Source organism: Christiangramia pacifica (assembly GCF_057221535.1).
Window position 1 is genome coordinate 2,683,344 of the sequence record NZ_CM170146.1, and the last position, 17,689, is coordinate 2,701,032.

The 17,689-nt window shown below is 35.4% G+C and carries 13 protein-coding genes and 3 tRNA genes; 8 read left to right on the forward strand and 8 right to left on the reverse strand.

Going from position 1 to position 17,689, the window contains the following annotated elements:
- Positions 1-94: 94 nt before the first annotated feature.
- On the forward strand, positions 95-808 hold the full coding sequence (locus AC2S94_RS12300; protein WP_484628873.1) for a glycosyltransferase: 714 nt from the start codon (positions 95-97) through the stop codon (positions 806-808).
- Positions 809-1,099: 291 nt separating this feature from the next.
- Here AC2S94_RS12300 and AC2S94_RS12305 read toward each other — a convergent pair.
- Both AC2S94_RS12305 and AC2S94_RS12310 read right to left on the reverse strand, forming a co-directional pair.
- A tRNA-Arg gene (locus AC2S94_RS12305) sits at positions 1,100-1,173 on the reverse strand.
- Positions 1,174-1,310: 137 nt separating this feature from the next.
- Positions 1,311-1,565 carry a hypothetical protein gene (locus tag AC2S94_RS12310; RefSeq protein ID WP_484628874.1) on the reverse strand — a complete coding sequence of 85 codons (255 nt, stop codon included), beginning with the start codon at positions 1,563-1,565 and terminating at the stop codon, positions 1,311-1,313.
- A 262-nt stretch (positions 1,566-1,827) separates the two neighbouring features.
- On the opposite strand from AC2S94_RS12310, the gene AC2S94_RS12315 reads away from it, so the two are divergent.
- From AC2S94_RS12315 to AC2S94_RS12325, 3 genes are read left to right on the forward strand one after another with little or no spacing between them, the layout of a single operon-like run.
- A complete protein-coding gene (locus AC2S94_RS12315) occupies positions 1,828-2,454 on the forward strand; it encodes a lipid-A-disaccharide synthase N-terminal domain-containing protein (RefSeq protein WP_484628875.1) in 627 nt (208 codons plus the stop codon).
- Positions 2,438-4,054 carry an ArnT family glycosyltransferase gene (locus AC2S94_RS12320; protein WP_484628876.1) on the forward strand — a complete coding sequence of 539 codons (1,617 nt, stop codon included), beginning with the start codon at positions 2,438-2,440 and terminating at the stop codon, positions 4,052-4,054. The genes AC2S94_RS12315 and AC2S94_RS12320 overlap by 17 nt, the downstream gene beginning before the upstream one ends.
- A 16-nt stretch (positions 4,055-4,070) precedes the next feature.
- Positions 4,071-5,042, forward strand: a complete 972-nt coding sequence (locus tag AC2S94_RS12325) for a type I phosphomannose isomerase catalytic subunit (RefSeq protein WP_484628877.1) — start codon at positions 4,071-4,073, stop codon at positions 5,040-5,042.
- Between the two features lie 23 nt (positions 5,043-5,065).
- Here AC2S94_RS12325 and mgrA read toward each other — a convergent pair whose 3' ends face one another.
- A complete protein-coding gene (mgrA, locus tag AC2S94_RS12330) occupies positions 5,066-6,061 on the reverse strand; it encodes an L-glyceraldehyde 3-phosphate reductase (protein ID WP_484628878.1) in 996 nt (331 codons plus the stop codon).
- A 116-nt stretch (positions 6,062-6,177) separates the two neighbouring features.
- Positions 6,178-6,636, reverse strand: coding sequence for a hypothetical protein (locus AC2S94_RS12335; protein WP_484628879.1), 459 nt, complete (start codon positions 6,634-6,636; stop codon positions 6,178-6,180).
- A 408-nt stretch (positions 6,637-7,044) separates the two neighbouring features.
- Here AC2S94_RS12335 and AC2S94_RS12340 point away from each other — a divergent pair, with 408 nt between their 5' ends.
- On the forward strand, positions 7,045-7,272 hold the full coding sequence (locus AC2S94_RS12340; RefSeq protein WP_484628880.1) for a hypothetical protein: 228 nt from the start codon (positions 7,045-7,047) through the stop codon (positions 7,270-7,272).
- 319 nt (positions 7,273-7,591) lie between these two features.
- Positions 7,592-8,371: a DUF1206 domain-containing protein gene (locus AC2S94_RS12345; RefSeq protein WP_484628881.1), complete on the forward strand. Its 780-nt coding sequence runs from the start codon at positions 7,592-7,594 to the stop codon at positions 8,369-8,371.
- Between the two features lie 486 nt (positions 8,372-8,857).
- Here the strand turns inward: AC2S94_RS12345 and ltrA are convergent, their stop codons facing one another.
- Entirely contained in the window at positions 8,858-10,120 is a 1,263-nt protein-coding gene (gene ltrA, locus AC2S94_RS12350) for a group II intron reverse transcriptase/maturase (protein ID WP_484628882.1), read from the reverse strand.
- A 1,845-nt stretch (positions 10,121-11,965) separates the two neighbouring features.
- Between ltrA and AC2S94_RS12355 the strand changes: the two genes are divergently transcribed.
- Positions 11,966-12,505 (forward strand): Riean_0653 family protein, encoded by a 540-nt coding sequence (locus AC2S94_RS12355; RefSeq protein ID WP_484628883.1) that lies wholly within the window; start codon positions 11,966-11,968, stop codon positions 12,503-12,505.
- A 34-nt stretch (positions 12,506-12,539) separates the two neighbouring features.
- A complete protein-coding gene (locus AC2S94_RS12360; RefSeq protein ID WP_484628884.1) occupies positions 12,540-15,722 on the forward strand; it encodes a T9SS type A sorting domain-containing protein in 3,183 nt (1,060 codons plus the stop codon).
- 118 nt (positions 15,723-15,840) lie between these two features.
- Here AC2S94_RS12360 and AC2S94_RS12365 read toward each other — a convergent pair whose 3' ends face one another.
- The 3 genes from AC2S94_RS12365 to AC2S94_RS12375 form a co-directional block, all read right to left on the reverse strand.
- Positions 15,841-17,058 carry a site-specific integrase gene (locus AC2S94_RS12365; RefSeq protein ID WP_484628885.1) on the reverse strand — a complete coding sequence of 406 codons (1,218 nt, stop codon included), beginning with the start codon at positions 17,056-17,058 and terminating at the stop codon, positions 15,841-15,843.
- A 215-nt stretch (positions 17,059-17,273) separates the two neighbouring features.
- Positions 17,274-17,348, reverse strand: a tRNA-Pro gene (locus AC2S94_RS12370).
- Positions 17,349-17,476: 128 nt separating this feature from the next.
- Positions 17,477-17,559 (reverse strand) — tRNA-Ser (locus AC2S94_RS12375).
- Positions 17,560-17,689: the final 130 nt, after the last annotated feature.

Consider the following 17,689-nt stretch of genomic DNA (forward strand, 5'->3'; position numbering starts at 1 on the left):
AATTCTTTATGAAAGCCTTATAATTTAATGTGAATACACATTCATTGGCTTTTCCCATATTTAACTCTATTTTTGCCGAAATTTATTTCGCGATATGGAGTATAATCTTACCATCATAGTTCCTTTATATAATGAAGAAGAAAATCTGCCAAGGGTAGAGGAAAAGATGAAGGAATATATTTCCAAAGCTAGCGTAAAATGTCAGATTTTATTCGTTAATGACGGATCCATAGATAATTCAGAAAAACTGATGCTCGATATCTGCGAACGCAATCCAGAGTTTAATTATATCAGTTTCGATATGAATCGAGGTTTAAGCGCCGCAATAAAAGCTGGATTTGATTATTCCACAACAAATCTAACCGGGTATATTGATTCAGATCTTCAAACAGATCCATTTGATTTTGAATTACTTCTTAGCGAAATTAATAATTATGACCTGGTAAATGGCTTTAGACATGAGCGGAAGGATTCCGGAATAAAGAACATGTCATCGCTAATAGCGAACACGGTAAGAAATTGGTTTACCCATGACGGCATGGACGATACAGGATGCCCACTGAAAATCATTCGTACAGAATACGCTAAAAGAATACCGATGTTTAAAGGTCTACACCGTTTTCTGCCAGCGATGATATTACTACAGGGAGGAAGGATAAAGCAAGTTCCCATCAAACATTTTCCTCGAGTTGCTGGAACTCCAAAATTCGGTTTGAGAAACAGGCTTTTTAAACCTTTATTAGACTGTTTTGCTTATTTATGGATGAAAAAGAATTACATAAATTATAAGGTTGCCAAGAAATCCTAGAATTTAGGAAATACGACATTTTAATACCTTAATCCATTAATTTTCAGGTAGATTTTTTAGAATTTAATAATTAAATCAGTATTTCTAAATTCTAATTATTCCTTAATTGTCTATTCAAAATAGACTGTTCTCTGACTTTTCCTCTTTTTGGTAATCCTGAAATAAACCAAATTATATATCCATAATGATTGATAGTACATCAATTATGAAAAAAGCTAATAACTAGGACCAGAATATTTCTTGCAGGAAATTGTAGAAAACAAAAAAGCCTTCCGATTGGAAGGCTTTTCGTGATGGCACCAGGATTCGAACCTGGGACCGCCTGCTTAGAAGGCAGGTGCTCTATCCAGCTGAGCTATGCCACCGTTTTGCGGTTGCAAATATAAGCCACTTTATAAATAATACAATGTTTTTTTAACTAAAAAATCAGTCTTTTTTAAAAAAAGAAAAACTTCCCGAAGGAAGTTTTTGATTATCAGTATGTAGTACTTTCTAGGTTATTCTAAATTTCTCTCACTAATTCTGTTTCCAGGCCTTTTGAGGTAATCACAAGTTGATTTAGATTACTAGGATTGGCATCTTCATTTTCAAAAACCTGTATATACAGATTATTAAATCTTCTAATCAATTCCAGAGTTCTTAAAGAGAGATTGAAAAAAGAGCCAGATTCATGAATGCTATGAATCCATTCTTTTACGGTATCAATTTGTTTATACTCTTCTTCAGTATTGAGAATATAGTCCTGTTTTATCAGCATAACTTATTGTATTACAGTTAGCCAAGTAGGAGTATAAAATAGATTGGGCAACCCAAATATATAAGTATTTATTTAGCGTTATTAGAGAATCTTTGGAAAATCTTTGAACTGCTAAAATTAATCGTTCAACTACTATATCAAGGATTTCGGAAATAATATTAATTTAGCTGAAAACTTCCTGACGCCATTTATGATTGATATCTTATTATCCTTTCCTGATTGTTTTGAAAACTATTTTTCATTTTCAATTCGTGTATACTAAATGGATAATTGGATAATATATTCCCTTGGTTTTGTCGCGCAATTATTATTTTCTGGAAGAATGATATTACAGTGGTTCTTATCTGAAAAGAACAAAAAGATCATAACTCCAATTGTTTTCTGGCATTTGAGTCTTTTGGCTTCCTTCCTTTTGTTTGTTTACGGATATTTAAGAAATGATTTTGCCATTATGATGGGACAGACCTTGACCTATTTCATCTACATTAGAAATCTCCAATTGCAAGGGGAGTGGTCTAGGATACCAAAATATTTCAGAGTATTTTTATGGATCTTTCCGCTTCTGATTGTTCTTTACGGGTTTAATAATGATCAATATGATGCGGCTAAATTATTTAGAAACGACGCCATCCCTTCATGGCTGATCATTCTGGGTTCTGTTGGCCAGGTAATCTTTACTTTAAGATTCATTTATCAATGGGTGTATTCTGAAAGAAGAAAGATTTCCAGCCTACCATTGGGATTCTGGCTTTTGAGTCTATTAGGTTCTGGAATAATAATAATCTATGCGATAATCAGGAGGGATCCGGTACTACTAGCAGGTCACGGTATGGGAATGATAATGTATATTCGAAATATTTATATTCAGAAAAATGAAGTTAAAGGATAACTACTTTCTTTTATTATTCATCGTTTGTATAGCGATTTTCTGCGTCAATCTTGATGCGATTATCGTAAATATCATGGAAGCCCGTAATTTTGCCACTGCCAGGGAAATGATTACCATGGATCACTGGATTTTCACAACTTTGAATAATGAACCGAGATATGAAAAGCCACCACTACCTACGTGGCTAACTGCTATTTCTATGTTGATCTTCGGAATGAAAAGCCTTTTCGCTTTAAGGCTTCCGGCAGCGATAATGGGCACAATAACCGTCCTCTTCACCTATAAATTAGGATTAAAATTCACACAAAACAGGAAATATGCATTTATTTCTGGATTGGTAGCTGTTACCTCTTTTTACATACTGCATTCCGGCAGGGATGGTCAATGGGATATCCATACTCATGCTTGGATGATGATGGCTATTTACGGACTTTATCGAATTTTCACCGATGAAGGTAATAAGTACACTAATGGTATAATTACCGGTTTGCTATTGGGTTGTTCATTTCTTAGTAAAGGACCGGTTTCAATGTATGGCCTACTTTTGCCATTTTTAATTGCTTACGGCGTAGTATTTAAATATCGAAATCTCAAAGAGAAATGGCAACCTCTATTATTAACGGTGTTTGTAACGTTTTTGGTGTCAGCTTCGTGGAGCCTTTACGTTTATTTTTTTGATACTCATGCTGTTTCCGAAATTACCGAACAGGAAACAGGTCGTTGGCTGGATTATAATACAAGGCCAATTTATTATTACTGGAGCTTTGTAATACAGTCAGGTATTTGGACTATTCCGGCCTTTGTCGGATTGCTATATCCTTATCTTAAAAACCGTGTATTCAACAAAACTGGTTATAAATTCACCCTTTGGTGGACGCTGGCTTCGGTGGTTTTATTATCCTTAATACCAGAAAAAAAAGCAAGATATTTATTACCAGTACTTATTCCTTTGGCATTAAATACCGCATTTTATATCGAATATTTATTCCGAAGATTTGATATGATGCCGAAAAAAGAAAGATGGGTGGTTAATTTTAATTTTTCACTCATAGCGGTTATTGGGTTGATCTTTCCTTTCGTCGGATTCTATTTTTTCAAAGATCAGTTTACAGAAATATGGCCCTGGTATATTATAACATCCATATGTCTAGTCACCATCGGGATATTGATCTTCTACTACCTGAAACAGAAAAAGATCAAACCTGTTTTTTACCTGACTGTGTGGTTCATTATCTGTATCATTTTTTTTGGTTTCCCCATGGTAAAGAAGCTGGATATGAATCCGGAATATAAGAGTATAACTACAGTTGATTTATATCTTGAAAAAGATCCCATGCCTTTATATGAGTACGCCAGTTTTACTCCAGAATTTGTTTGGGCTTATGGGGAACCCATCCCGGTACTTAAGGATGGAAAAAATTACAATATTCCTGAAAATGATCGTTTTTTGATTTTGGCGACTGAAACGGATACGCCTGAAATGAAAGATGTTTTTTCAGAATATGAAATTAAAAAGATCGATGAGATCAATATGAATGCGAATCCGAATAACCAGCGGGAGCGTTTATTCAGAAATTTATTTTTAATTAGCAAGAAATAACTAAAACCTTCAGACGATGATCAATTATCCAATTAAATTCAGACCAATTCTTCAGGAAAAAATTTGGGGAGGTAATAAACTCAGAGATATTTTGAATAAGGAAACCGATAAAGAGAACGTAGGTGAAAGTTGGGAAATATCAGGCGTGAAAGATTTTATTTCTGAAGTTGAAAATGGGAGTGAAGCAGGTAAAAGTTTAAAAGAATTGATCGCTGAATATCAGGGTGAATTGGTTGGCCAAAAGATCTATAAAGAGTTTGGAGAAGATTTTCCTTTGTTAATTAAATTTATTGATGCAAAAACCGATCTATCAGTTCAATTGCACCCAAATGACGAGCTCGCTAAACAGCGCCACAATTCTTTTGGAAAAACAGAAATGTGGTATGTAATGCAGGCTGATAAAGGGTCAAAACTGAACATAGGTTTTAATAAAAGTACAGATAAAAAAGAATACATAGACCACCTTGAAAACGGAAAAATTCTGGATTTGTTGAACTTTGAAGAAGTTCAAAAAGGAGATTCGGTTTTTATAAATACTGGAAAAGTACATGCAATTGGAGGAGGATTATTAATTGCTGAAATTCAGCAAACTTCAGATATTACTTATCGAATTTATGATTGGGATAGAGTAGATGCTGAAGGAAATTCGAGGGAATTGCATACCGCTTTAGCGATAGATGCCATAGATTTTGAAAAGAAAGATGACTATGTGCTTGAATATGATAAGGTAGAGAACACTTCCTCTGAAATCGCTTCCTGCGAGTATTTTACAACTAATTATCTACCTGTAAATGGTAAGGTTACCAAAGATCATTCTGAACTCGACTCTTTCATTATCTATATGTGTGTAGATGGAGTGGCAAAAGTTAGCGTAGAGGATAATACAGAATTGATAAAAAGAGGCGAAACATTATTAATTCCGGCGTCAGCTCAGGATGTCCAAATAGAAGCAGAAAATGCGGAACTTCTGGAGGTTTATATCAAGTAACCTCAGAAGTTCCGAAGTAATAATTAGTAATTAAGAATTTTATCGATCTTTTTCAATTCAGCTTCACTGAATTCAATATTCTTGATCGCTTCAATATTATCTTCTAATTGAGATACTCGGCTAACTCCCACAAGTACTGAAGTTACTCTATGATCTTTCAATAACCATGCAACTGCCATTTGAGCGAGGCTTTGTTCTCTTTCTTTTGCAATTTCATTCAATTGCGTGATCTGATCTACAACTTCATCTGTAATCTGAGATTTATCGAGGTAACTTCCCTCAGTTGCCGCTCTGGAATCTTCAGGAATACCTCCTAAGTATTTTGAGGTAAGAATTCCCTGTTCCAGGGGAGAAAAAACAATACTTCCAATTCCAACTTTTTCGAGCGTGTTTAATAAACCATCTTCTACCCAGCGGTCCATCATATTATAGCGAGGCTGATGTATGAGGAAAGGTGTTCCAAGCTCTTTAAGAATTGTAGCAGCTCTTCTCGTATCTTCCGCATCGTATTGTGAGATACCCACATATAGTGCTTTTCCCTGTTTCACTATTTGATCTAATGCACCCATGGTTTCTTCCAGAGGAGTTTCTGGATCTGGCCTGTGGTGATAGAAAATATCTACATAATCCAATCCCATTCGTTTCAAAGACTGGTCAAGACTAGCAATTAAATATTTGCGGGATCCAAAGTTACCATATGGTCCAGGCCACATATCCCATCCGGCTTTGGTGGAGATGATAAGTTCATCACGATATTGTTTAAAATCCTCCTGGAATATCTTTCCAAAATTCTTTTCCGCAGTTCCGTAAGGCGGACCATAATTGTTAGCAAGATCAAAATGAGTGATGCCGTTATCAAAGGCTGTTCTTAATAATTTCCTGGAATTTTCAAAATCGTCGTTATCACCGAAATTGTGCCATAATCCAAGGGAAAGTAAAGGTAATTTTATTCCACTTTTACCACATCTGCGATATTGCATGGTTTCATATCGGTTCTCTTTGGCTTTGTATGAAGTCATATTTCAAATTTAGATAAGCAATTTAAGAAAACTGATTTACAGTTTAAGCCTGAACTAAAATGAAAAAGGCATCAAAACTTTCATTTTGATGCCTTTCATTATTTACTTTACTTAATTTAATTTCTTCTGAAACTCAATGTGGCAGTATCACCATTCTCATTCATTTGCAAGTTCAAAATAATTTCAGAGTTTGTAGCAGAAATTACATCATAATTTCTTGTAAGTTCTCCAAGCTTACTGTTGGAAGTGAAGTATACATTAAAATCAACATCATTGTATGAGTCATATTCACTGCCGGAGTCATTACTAATTCGCCAGGTACCTTCAGTTCGATCAATAGGTGAATTAGCCGACAGGTTATTGTCCTCTTCAAAAATAAATGAATAATCGGCATAGGTCGCTGTCTTATCAGCACCATTTAGAGTGAAATTGGTAATATGCCAATCACCATCTTTTACAATAAGGTTTAATTGATTTGCTTCTGCGGTAGATAGGTCTACGTCATCCATATCTGCATCACAAGAAGTTAGGGCTACGATTGTGAATAAAGCCAAGACAATTTTAAATCTTTTCATAGGGTATAGGATCATTTTGTTTGGTTTAATGGGAACGTAAAGTTAAAAATCATATTGCGTTTATTTAAGGAAATTTTAAGAATTAACATTTTTAAATCGCAATAAAACTAATTTTGAAAAATATATAATAAACTAAATATCAGTCTATACTGGGTTTCATGTAATATAAAACGTTAAAAAATTTTAGAATATTAATAAATAAATTATTTGATAATTATCCCATTTTATTCTGATTCCAATTGAATTAGACCAATTATTTCAATTGATAAATGATGGGTGGTATTCTTAGACCTTTTACTTTCTGTCAAGTTTAACAAGGGTTTAAATAAGTTTGAAGCAATGTTTTTTACTTTTCCCAAAAAAATGCTTGATCTCCAATTGGGAGATCTTTTTTGAATTGAGGGAATCATGAAGCTGATTAAAATTTTGAAGACCAGCGATGGTTATGAGGTTAAAACCTTACTTACCTATAAGTTTTTAGGAAAGCAGTTATTTTCAAAGGAACAGACTTACATAAAATCTGAGTCAGATAATTCCTGGTGTATATCCGGATCCAACTCAAAAGTTTCCAAACAAAAGGAAATTAGACTCAACAAGTGGTTGCAAGATCACAGAAAATTTATTGAAAAGATTTAATTTTTCAATTTTAAAAGACTGTAATAAAGTTTTTTATAGAGTTTCAGTTGCACTTTGAATCGTAAAACTTTTATTGCAAAGATGTGAGTTCGACAGAAAAATTTTTATTAGACTCGAAATAACTGCATAAAGCGTAGAGATGATTATAATAAAGCTAATTTAAACAGGGATTTAATTGAATAACGCATAAGATCCTGCTAAATTTTTATGGTTTCAACTTGCAATCGCTAAAATTAGTATAAAATTCCTCCAATATTGCTTGCCCTCAATTTATTTCCAATAACTTTAAGTTAGATTAACCAATCAAAAAATAATAAGAATGAGTAAAAAGAAAAATTTTGCCCGCTTTGGAATGGCGGCTAAGGGAGCAGTTTATTGTTTAATTGGTGTGCTAACAGCCATGGCAGCCTTCGGAGAAGGAGGTCAGCAAACAGGCGGTAAAGGAGCCATGCAATATCTAGCTCAGCAATCTTATGGTCAGATCATGCTGGCGATTCTTGGACTTGGACTTTTAGGATATGTATTCTGGCGAATGTACCAGGTATTTGCCAATCCGAAAGGCTTTGATGATGATGCTAAAGGTTATGGTAAGCGAGTTGCCTTTTTTATTAGTGGTCTTATTTACGCAGGATTTTCATTTTATGCCTTTAAGCTAGCTTTTGGTAGCAGTTCTGGAAGTTCAGGCGGAATGATGGGTTCCTTAATGTCAGGATCTAATGGTGATACCATAGCGATAATAGTAGGTATTGGAATGGCGATTAAAGCTATATACGATCTATACCGAGCTTACTCTAACAAATTTAGAGAAGAAGTGGAAGAAGCTGGAATGGACAGAAAAGAGCAGAAAACCTTAATAAATGCTGGTAAAGTTGGTCACACTGCAAGAGGTGCAGTTATTGGTTTAATGGCGTATTTGACTTTAAGATCTGGACTATCAAGCGGAAATAAAATTAGCACTACAACTGACGCATTTAGTTATATTCAAAGTGAATTTGGATCTGTTGTATTAGGTATTGTTGCCATCGGTTTTGTAGCTTATGGCGTTTACATGCTGATCAAAGCTAAATATCCGGCAATTAGTGTTGCTAGTCTTAGGTAATAAAAAAGAATAATTAAATAAAAAAGCCTGTTAATCATTGATTAACAGGCTTTATTTTGTCGGGGTGGCAGGATAATTTATTTTTTTATAAACGCCTTGACCACAATACTTTCACTGAAAATCAATTTGATGTTTCACCGAATGATTCACCAAACTTCATAAAACAAAGAGAAATAATATTATTTGTTCGTCTTTGTGTTATAAAGATATGATTTTATGCAAAATAGTCTCTATTAAAAACTGTTTTTCTGAGTTATAAGAACTTTTCTTAAACGTAAATTGATTAAGTTTTCAGGCTAATCAAAAAGTAAACAATTTTAATAGATAGTTAAGCAGATTTTTTCAATCGGTATTCCGCATTTTATTTTTGCAAAAAATGAAAGGGGGAATGTCGAGTAGGTAAAGGGGAATCTCACCCCTAAACCTCTCTCAGAACCGGACGTGAACCTCTCGATTCATACGGCTCTTCTTGATCAAAACATAGCATTAAGGCCTCAGACATGGATATTTCCAATGCTCAAAGAGCGTTGGATAATCCTTTGACAGGCTTCGAAGATATTTCGTTGAGGCAGTCCATGGTTTGCGGTGGTATCTACGATATTTATTACGCAGCCATTTGGCCAATCTTCGATGGAACGCTCTAAAGAGCATACCCATCCCGGAGAGCCTGAACTTTCCATAGTATCTGATCCAACCCCTGATTTTGGAGTTGACCAGCCGGGCAATATCTTCTATGGAAGATTGCGTCCGTCTATGGAGGTTTAAACGAAAGAGTTCCTCGTTTATTCGACTGATACTCTTCTGGCTCATCGCTGGAGTAAAGCCTAGGAATAGCTTTCCGCTTTTGCGGACTATTCTCGGCTTAAAGGTATGGCCTAAAAAGTCAAAACTTTGATAAGCCACCTTTCCCTTTGAGCGTCTCTTTTGATTGCGCCGACAATAAACTATCCGGGTTTTATCCGGATGTAGTTCCAGCTTACACTCAGACAGGCGTTTTCTAATGTCGTTTAACACATCGTGTGCCTGTTTCTGGTGGTAGCAATGGATCACAATATCATCAGCGTACCGCTCAAATCGAAGTTTAGGATAATGGCGTTCAAACCATTTATCAAAGGCAATGTCCATAAAGATATTGGCCAGTACAGGACTGATCACCCCACCTTGGGGAGTGCCTTTACCCTTTGGATTATGGACTGATCCATCGGCCTTCTGAACCGGGGCATTCAGCCAGCGCTTCACATACAATAAAATATATCGCTCCTGTGTGTGGTGACTTACCGCCTTTAATAATAGTTCATGGTCGATGTTATCATAAAATCCTTTGATGTCCAGATCGATCACCCAACTGTAACGAAAACAATGTTTCCGGCATTGGCCAATGGCATCATGGGCAGACTTACCCGGCCGGTATCCAAAACTATTTGGACTAAAACCGTTTTCTACCAATGATTCCAATGCTGTGGCCACAACCTGCTGGGCTACCCGGTCAATAATGGTTGGAATACCCAGAGGCCGCATCTTCCCTTTTCCCTTGGGAATCAGAACTTCTTTGACTGGTTTTGGAAAATAACTTCCACTAGTCATTCGGTTCCATAATGGATAGAGGTACTTCCTGAGGTTATTATCCACCTCTTCTATCGTGAGGCCGTCCACACCGGGACTGCCCCGGTTCGATCTTACCTTCTTAAAAGCCCGTTGTACCTGAGACTTGTTAATCGGTAATGTTTTGTGTTCTTCATTAAAGATCATCCTTAAAATTTTAAGTTGTCATGCAATAAATAAACGTATCAAGTGAAGCCCTTCACTGGCCAAAGTTTATAGCTTTGGTTCCCTGGAGCATGTACGCTACTACGGCTTCATCCGTCCCAGAATTGCAGTATCGTTACTTTCCGGCTTTCCGTCCTTGGCTTTCACCGTTTTCACTTCATTCACCTGCATTCTGGTTCTCCTTTTCCTTAATTGCGCCCGAATAAGGGTCTTGCCTTCTATATGCCGGATGCCATGCAACCAGTAACCAGATTCCCCGTTGCACCCTGCTCTCTTGGAGCTGCTCCTCCTTGATTTGGACATCATAAAAGTTATTTTCGACATGTCTATAAAGGTTCACTTGCGTTCAACTCCGCTTATTCACACCTATTACCCATTCTTAAAAATAGATAGTATACTTGTCGCTCAGTACCCAACCCCTTAAGGCGAGCACCACAAGCCGGTTTGAACAATCCGTCTGGACAGCTTGTTCGGTAGGTCAATCTTTCCTGGAATAAAGTGTGTGAGTCCTCTGATGTTAAGTTTGATGAAACTGATCAGCTCGTTTCTGCTTCTTCTAAGAAAGCTACCATCACAATTAAAGTTATGTTATCCGTTTTCAAAGAACGTTCTTCAACATTCGTGCTCCCCGGATAACTAAGGACGCACAGCAAGAGGGTAACGGGCAGAGCCACGTTACGACATCCATTCCCCCCTTAATATTCAATGAGTTTATCATTTTGTGATTTTAAAAAAACTTTCTATTTTTCACGTAAAAACCTTTGAAACGCTTGAAAACACGCAAATTTTTCACGGAAAAATGGAAATTGTGTAATGTTATCCAGTCATCCGAATTAACCCAAAAGATTTATTTTGAATTTGAATTGAAATTTGTTTTTACGAAAAAACCTTCGCAGCCCAGTAAAATTGGGAAGGATTTTAGTAAAAAACATCTATTTTGGAATACAATTTACAGGTATGACAGAATAAAATATCTTCAAATTTTCTACAATAGAATTAGATTTCTGGAAGAAACAAAGAGCCTTCACCACATTTCCTTCCTCTTCACAAAAGCTCCGTTTCAGGAAAAGAGGTTCATTTGAAGAATCCTGGACACGAGCCAAAAAGTTATGAATAGTTTTGATGTAAATAAATTTATAAAACCTTTTTGACTCAAGTCCGCCAGATTACTTTTCATAGCCTTATTTTACAAAACGATCCAGATCTACATTTAAATTCTCATCTGCTATTCTTACCTCGCCTTACCTTTTGATGTTGAAAAAACAGGATTTGAAATTAGCGGACTGCATAAAGCCGCTTTGCTTTTTATAAGTCCTTATTAATTTTAAATCCTGAAATATATATTAACATCAGAAGGTAATGCAAACAGCTCTGAAAGAAGTAAATTAGATAAGCTTAAATCTCTTCATTTAATCTTACAGTTATCCATTCAATAAAAACAAAAAGGAAAATGCTTCAGATAAAAAAAGTAAATTTTTATGGTAGACAGTGAGGTTGATTTTAAAGGATCTATTTAAAGAATTCCTTGAGTAAAATAAGCCTAAAAATCGGCAACAAGATTCTTCTAAAACATTTAAAAAAGAAATGGAAGCAAGATGTGTCATTGTCATGACAATCTTGCTTTGCGCCCGGAGGTTGCAAAGAAAAATTAAGAAATGACGCAACTATTTCGATTATTAAGCATCTACAAAAAAATTAATATTACATTAACATAAATTGTAAATAATTACTTACATTTATCTAAACAGATTACAAACTGCACGCTAGATTTAAGACTTTATTCACTAAATATTCTTAGTATTAAAATTAACCATATAACCTTAAACTATGAAAACACCTATAAACCTATTGCTCATTATTCTGTTTTTAAGTTTTAATTCCTGTTCCAAAGAAGATAATTGCGAAAACCCAACAGATTGTTTGCCGCCGGCCACCCAAACCGGAGCTGGTACTTTTGGCTGTTTAATAAATGGGGAACCTTTTGTAGATATCAGCGGAAGATTTAATTGTTTCTATCAATTAGTGGATGGAAAATATTATTTCGCCATAGGCGCGGAAGATAATGATAGGCTTCCACAAAATATTTATTTATCGTTAAATGCCTTAGAATTAAAAGAAGGGAAATTGTATAATCTAAATTTAGACATTGAAAATTCAGCGTATGCAGGAGCTGGCTTTACCTTTTCAATAGGTGATTCTTTTGGAGTTTATACAAATTCCCAGAATACAGGAGAAATGAAAATCACAAAATTCGATTTAGAGAAAAGAATTGTTTCTGGCACGTTTTCTTTTAAGTTGGAACATCCCAAAACAGGAGAAATTGTAAAAATCACCAATGGAAGATTTGACTCTTTATTTACTAGGTAATATTTGACTTTAAATCCACCTAAATACTTAACCTATGAAAAAAATTACTTTACTGCTATTTATAGCACTTGTTTCAGCGTCATGTTTTGCGCAAGTACAAAAGAACACAAGTTGGAAAAACCACGTAAACAGTACCTTCCAGGGAATGGATAAAGCCCGCGTGCCACATGGTATCTTGCTGGATTTTGCGATGGAATTTACAGATCTTACTGCTTATAATGGTACTTTAACCGATTCTACGGCAATCGATATGACCGTTTTAGGGAATATATATAAAACCCTTTATATGGGGAGGGTTACAACTGATACATTAAACTTTCCTGAAATTAAAAACTATGCGAAAGATTGGTCAGTAGAACGATTAACTTACAATCAGTATAAGGTAAGTTCTTCATCCAATACCGTGACAGGGAAGAACACCATGGTTATTGGAGGGGTTTATTATAAATACTCCAAACTAAATGAGCAGGCGTTAAGTAATAATAAAATTACTGTGAGTAATAATAAATATTACGATAAATTTATAAACGGGGTTTGGCAAAATCCATATGAAGAGGCAGAAGTAGTAGGCTTTTCCCCTTCTCTTACAACTTATAATAAGTTAGCATTTCAGGTAGTTCTTCCAGAAGACCTTTTACTCAGCAACTCAAAAAATACGATTCAATCAATTAAATTAAATCCAAATGATGGTGGTGGTTATAGAACACTTACCTACGATAGTCCTAAGTCAATCAATTATAGTCAAACAGGAATTTATAATTGGATTTTTAAAATCACAATGACTGATAACTCAGTGTTATATACAAAGAGTAAGATAAAAATTGATAACCTTACAGGTAAATCCAGTGGCGCCATTGCTTTATATGAAGATGACGTTTATATTTCCGGACCTGGAGGAAGCCCTTTTCTACCAAACGGAGCAGTTTTAAGGATAGATTATGCCCCCGCCCATAATGGTGAGTTAAGGAGACCATTTATTATTGCCGAAGGCTTTGATACGGGAGTGATTACCAGTCCTGAAAAAGAAGGTGGAGATAGTACAATAGATGATTTTTTGAGGGATCAAAATAAGTTACCTAATTCAGGAAATTTACAAAACTTGTTAGATGGCAATTTACAAGAATATGATCTGATATATATTGACTGGCTCAACGGCACAGCAAATCTAAAAGATAATAGTGAAGTGCTGGAAAATGTAATCGAATGGGTAAATACAAATAAAGTAGGATCTGAACAAAATGTGTTGTTGGGTCAAAGTATGGGAGGTGTTATTGGTCGGTATACCTTAGCTAGAATGGAATCTGAATCAAATCCACATGATGTTAGGTTATTTGTAAGCCATGATGCTCCATTACAAGGTAGTAACACGCCTTTAAGCACTCAGTTCTTTAGCAGGCATTTTTATAATGTCTATGTGACAGCTCCAATTGCAAGAGGTATTGGTGAAAGCCTAGTGCCTTTAGGATTTAGCCTGGCAGAATTGGGAAGTAATGTCATTAATGCGTTTGGGGCAAATACTACTGTAGATCCCTATGTAAGTCCAGAAAGCATTTTAACACTACAAGATACTCCGGCTGCTATGCAATTAAATTACGAATGGGTAGCTATAAGCGAAAATGTATATACCAGCCCACATGATAACTGGCAACAAGAATTTGATGCTATGGGGTATCCTTCTAATTCTAGAAACGTAGCAATTAGTAATGGCAACGAATGTGGAATTGACCAAGGCTTTAATCCAGGTGACTTACTACTATCAGTACACGATATTGATAACCCTGATGTCTGGGGAGATTTAGCTCACCTTTTAGGAACACCTGCAATTGGCTTGGCAATAAATGATTTTGGTCTAGTAATCTTAGGAGCGGTACCTGGATCAAGTAAATATTTCTATGATTTTGATCTTCGTTCGACTCCTAATTTAGGTACTAGTAATAGAAATGTTTATGAGGGTGAAATAAGTTATGAAAAAAGATTTCTATGGCTGGTTCCTATAAAATATACTATCACCCAAAGATCTAAAGATGCCCCATCTAGTTCATTACCCTATGACTATTACGCAGGAGGCTATTTCGATACGAATAACGTAATTGAAGATTTGCCCCAACAATTTCCACCAATCTCAATTATAAATGCTCAATATGGATTTATTCCTGTCGTTAGTGCTCTAGATGTTAGAAGAAATAATAATAAACCACTTCCTAGTGATTATTTAAGAAGTTATGGGGGAGGGACAATACCTAGTCCTGATTTAAATTCTGATTTTGATAATTTCATCGTGGACTATGATCCAGGAGCGATTGTAAATAATGAACATATTTCCTTTCAGGTGCGTAATGGTAATTGGTTGGCTAATGAATTGAATCAAGAAAATAATAACTTTGTCGATTGTTCCTTTTTATGCAATAGTTCATTGAGTATTACTGGTAACGAAAATCTTTGCTCCTCTCAAACCTATAATGTTGAATCTGGAAATGCTTTAGTTTCCTGGGATACAAATTCTAGTATAATTAATCTATCTAATTCTTCAACTGGGCAGGTCGTCATTTCTCCAGCGAATAGTAACAGTCGAGGTAATGTCACTATAACTGCAACTATATCTTCTCTAGGATGTGGTAGTACAACCGTTTCGAAAAATTTGTATGTAGGTAAACCTTATGCTTTTTTACCAAATTCTCCTACCATTTGCACAAACCAATTTATTCAATCCGAACCCTATTATCTTCCTGCATCTGACGGAGCGTTAAGCTACCGGCTTAAATCAAATTCCCCATACCTTACTATTGATGGTATGAATGAAGTAACTTACACAAATGCACCAATTGAGATCACGTTTATAGCCTCACAGGCAGGAAGCTATCTGGTAGAACTCTTTACAACAAATGAATGTGGAGAAAGCAGAGGGGCAATTTATGTCACTGCTGAAAATTGTTCTGGAGGGCCGGGAGGTTTTGAAAGTTTTAGCGTTTCTCCAAACCCTGCAACAACTGAAATTAATGTTAAGGAAAAAGATGAAAATTCCTCAAATACAAATCGTTTCAACAAAAAAGCATATGGTAAACTTTATAATTTTTCAGGAGAATTTATAAAAGCTGTTTCACTAAAGAGAAAGCAAAATACTCCAGTAAATGTTTCCAAATTAAGACCTGGATTTTATTTTCTTCAAATTTTCTTAGAAAATGAAAAGATAGAAACACATACCATAAAAATTAAGTAAAAAATGTTTACTGAAAGAAGTATTCGCGCATAACAACTCAAGTTAAGCCCCGCTTTAAAAATATGCGGGGTTTTTATTTGACCCTAAAATTACCAGAAGATTTTATTACTATAACCCGTTAAATTTTCAACTTTTTTCTTAAAATGTTAATATCATTAGAGATTTTAGAATCTATTACCCGTGCATAAATTTGGGTGGTTGATAATTTAGTATGTCCTAAAAGCTTTGAAACAGTTTCTATGGGTACTCCGTTAGATAAAGTTACTGTGGTAGCAAACGTATGCCTGGCAGAATGAAAGGTAATGGTCTTTTTTATTTTCAATTGCAGCATTATCTCCTTTAGATATTTATTGACCTTTTGATTAGAACAAACAGGAAACAAATAATCTTTTAAACCAATTTGATCAGTATATTTATATAATATTTCCTGGGCTTTTGGTAAAAGTGGCACTTTTACGGTTTCATTTGTTTTTTCCCGTTTGGTATAGATCCAGTTACTCCCATCAATACCTTTTACAATTTGATGAGGGCTTAATTCTTTAATATCAATATAAGAAAGCCCGGTGTAGCAAGAGAAGACAAAAATATCTTTTACTTTTTGCAAGCTAGTTCTGGTAAATTCGGTAGACTCTACTATTTGAAGCTCCCGTTTGCTTAGATACTGCCGGTCATTCTTCTCAAACCGGAATTTAAAATTGTCAAAAGGGTTTTTAATTAACCATTCCAGTTTAATTGCCAGGTTAAGCATCTTTTTAAAACGCTCCAGATGTTTCATTGTTCCATTATTACCACAAGTCTTACGGGAAACTTTTGCCGAATAGTTTCGTAAGAACTGTTCAAAGTCGGTTACAAACCGATAATTGATCTGTTTGAGGTTAATATCATTGCAGCTCATTTTCTTATTTAAAAACTCTTTTAAATAAGTTTCGGTGGTATAATAATTTTTTAGCGTCCCAGGCTTCAACACGTTTCTCATATGAGAATTGTGATAACTCATCAGTTCCAATAAGGTTTTCTGGTTATCGTCATTCCCGTAGAAACGAGCTTTGATACTTTGGGCGGAAATTACTTTATTCTCTGAGGATAGTTGTTTATGACAGTCTAAAAACTTATTGTAAACCTGATCCAAATACTGGTTTAGGATTCGTGATTTTGGAGCGGTTCCCCTGGCACGTCCTTTTGAGGCGTCCCATTGATTCACCGGAATTGATCTTTTTAGACTAATTTCGGAGCGTTTTCCATCGACGGTAACGCGGGCATAAATAAATAATTTCTTGTTCTCATCGCGATGTTTTCGGACAAAAAATAATACGGAAAAGGTAGTGTAATTAGGCATTTCAAGCGTCTTTAATGAAACAATCAGTTAGCAAAGACGAAAGTCAAATCAACTAAAATGCCTTATGAAGTTAAGCAATTATTTGTAATAAATGATTCACCGAATGATTCACCAGACTTATGCTTTTAAATGATATTCTTTGATATCCCTAAAAACAAAAAACACTGAAAATCAATAAATTAACAGTGTTTTGATTCCCATTAATGGGTGGTTCGTCGGGGTGGCAGGATTCGAACCTGCGGCCTCCTGCTCCCAAAGCAGGCGCGATAACCGGGCTACGCTACACCCCGAATAATAATCATATTTTTAGTCTTTTCCGTTCCAAATCACTTATCAAAAGCAGCCGGGAAGCGGAGGAAATTCATCCCGATTTTTCACGCTGAAAAAGAGAATAAAAAACCGCAGACTAAAAATCTAGCGGAGAGACCGGGATTCGAACCCGGGCATCCAAGAAGGATGACAGCTTAGCAGGCTGCTGCATTACCACTCTGCCACCTCTCCGTTATTTAAGAACTTCGCAAGTATTTTTGCGGTTGCAAATGTAACTTTTACTTATAAACCATCCAAACCTTTTATTTCTTTTTTGGACTAAATTTGGGAATTTAGACTCTGATGTTTTTTATTAAACTTA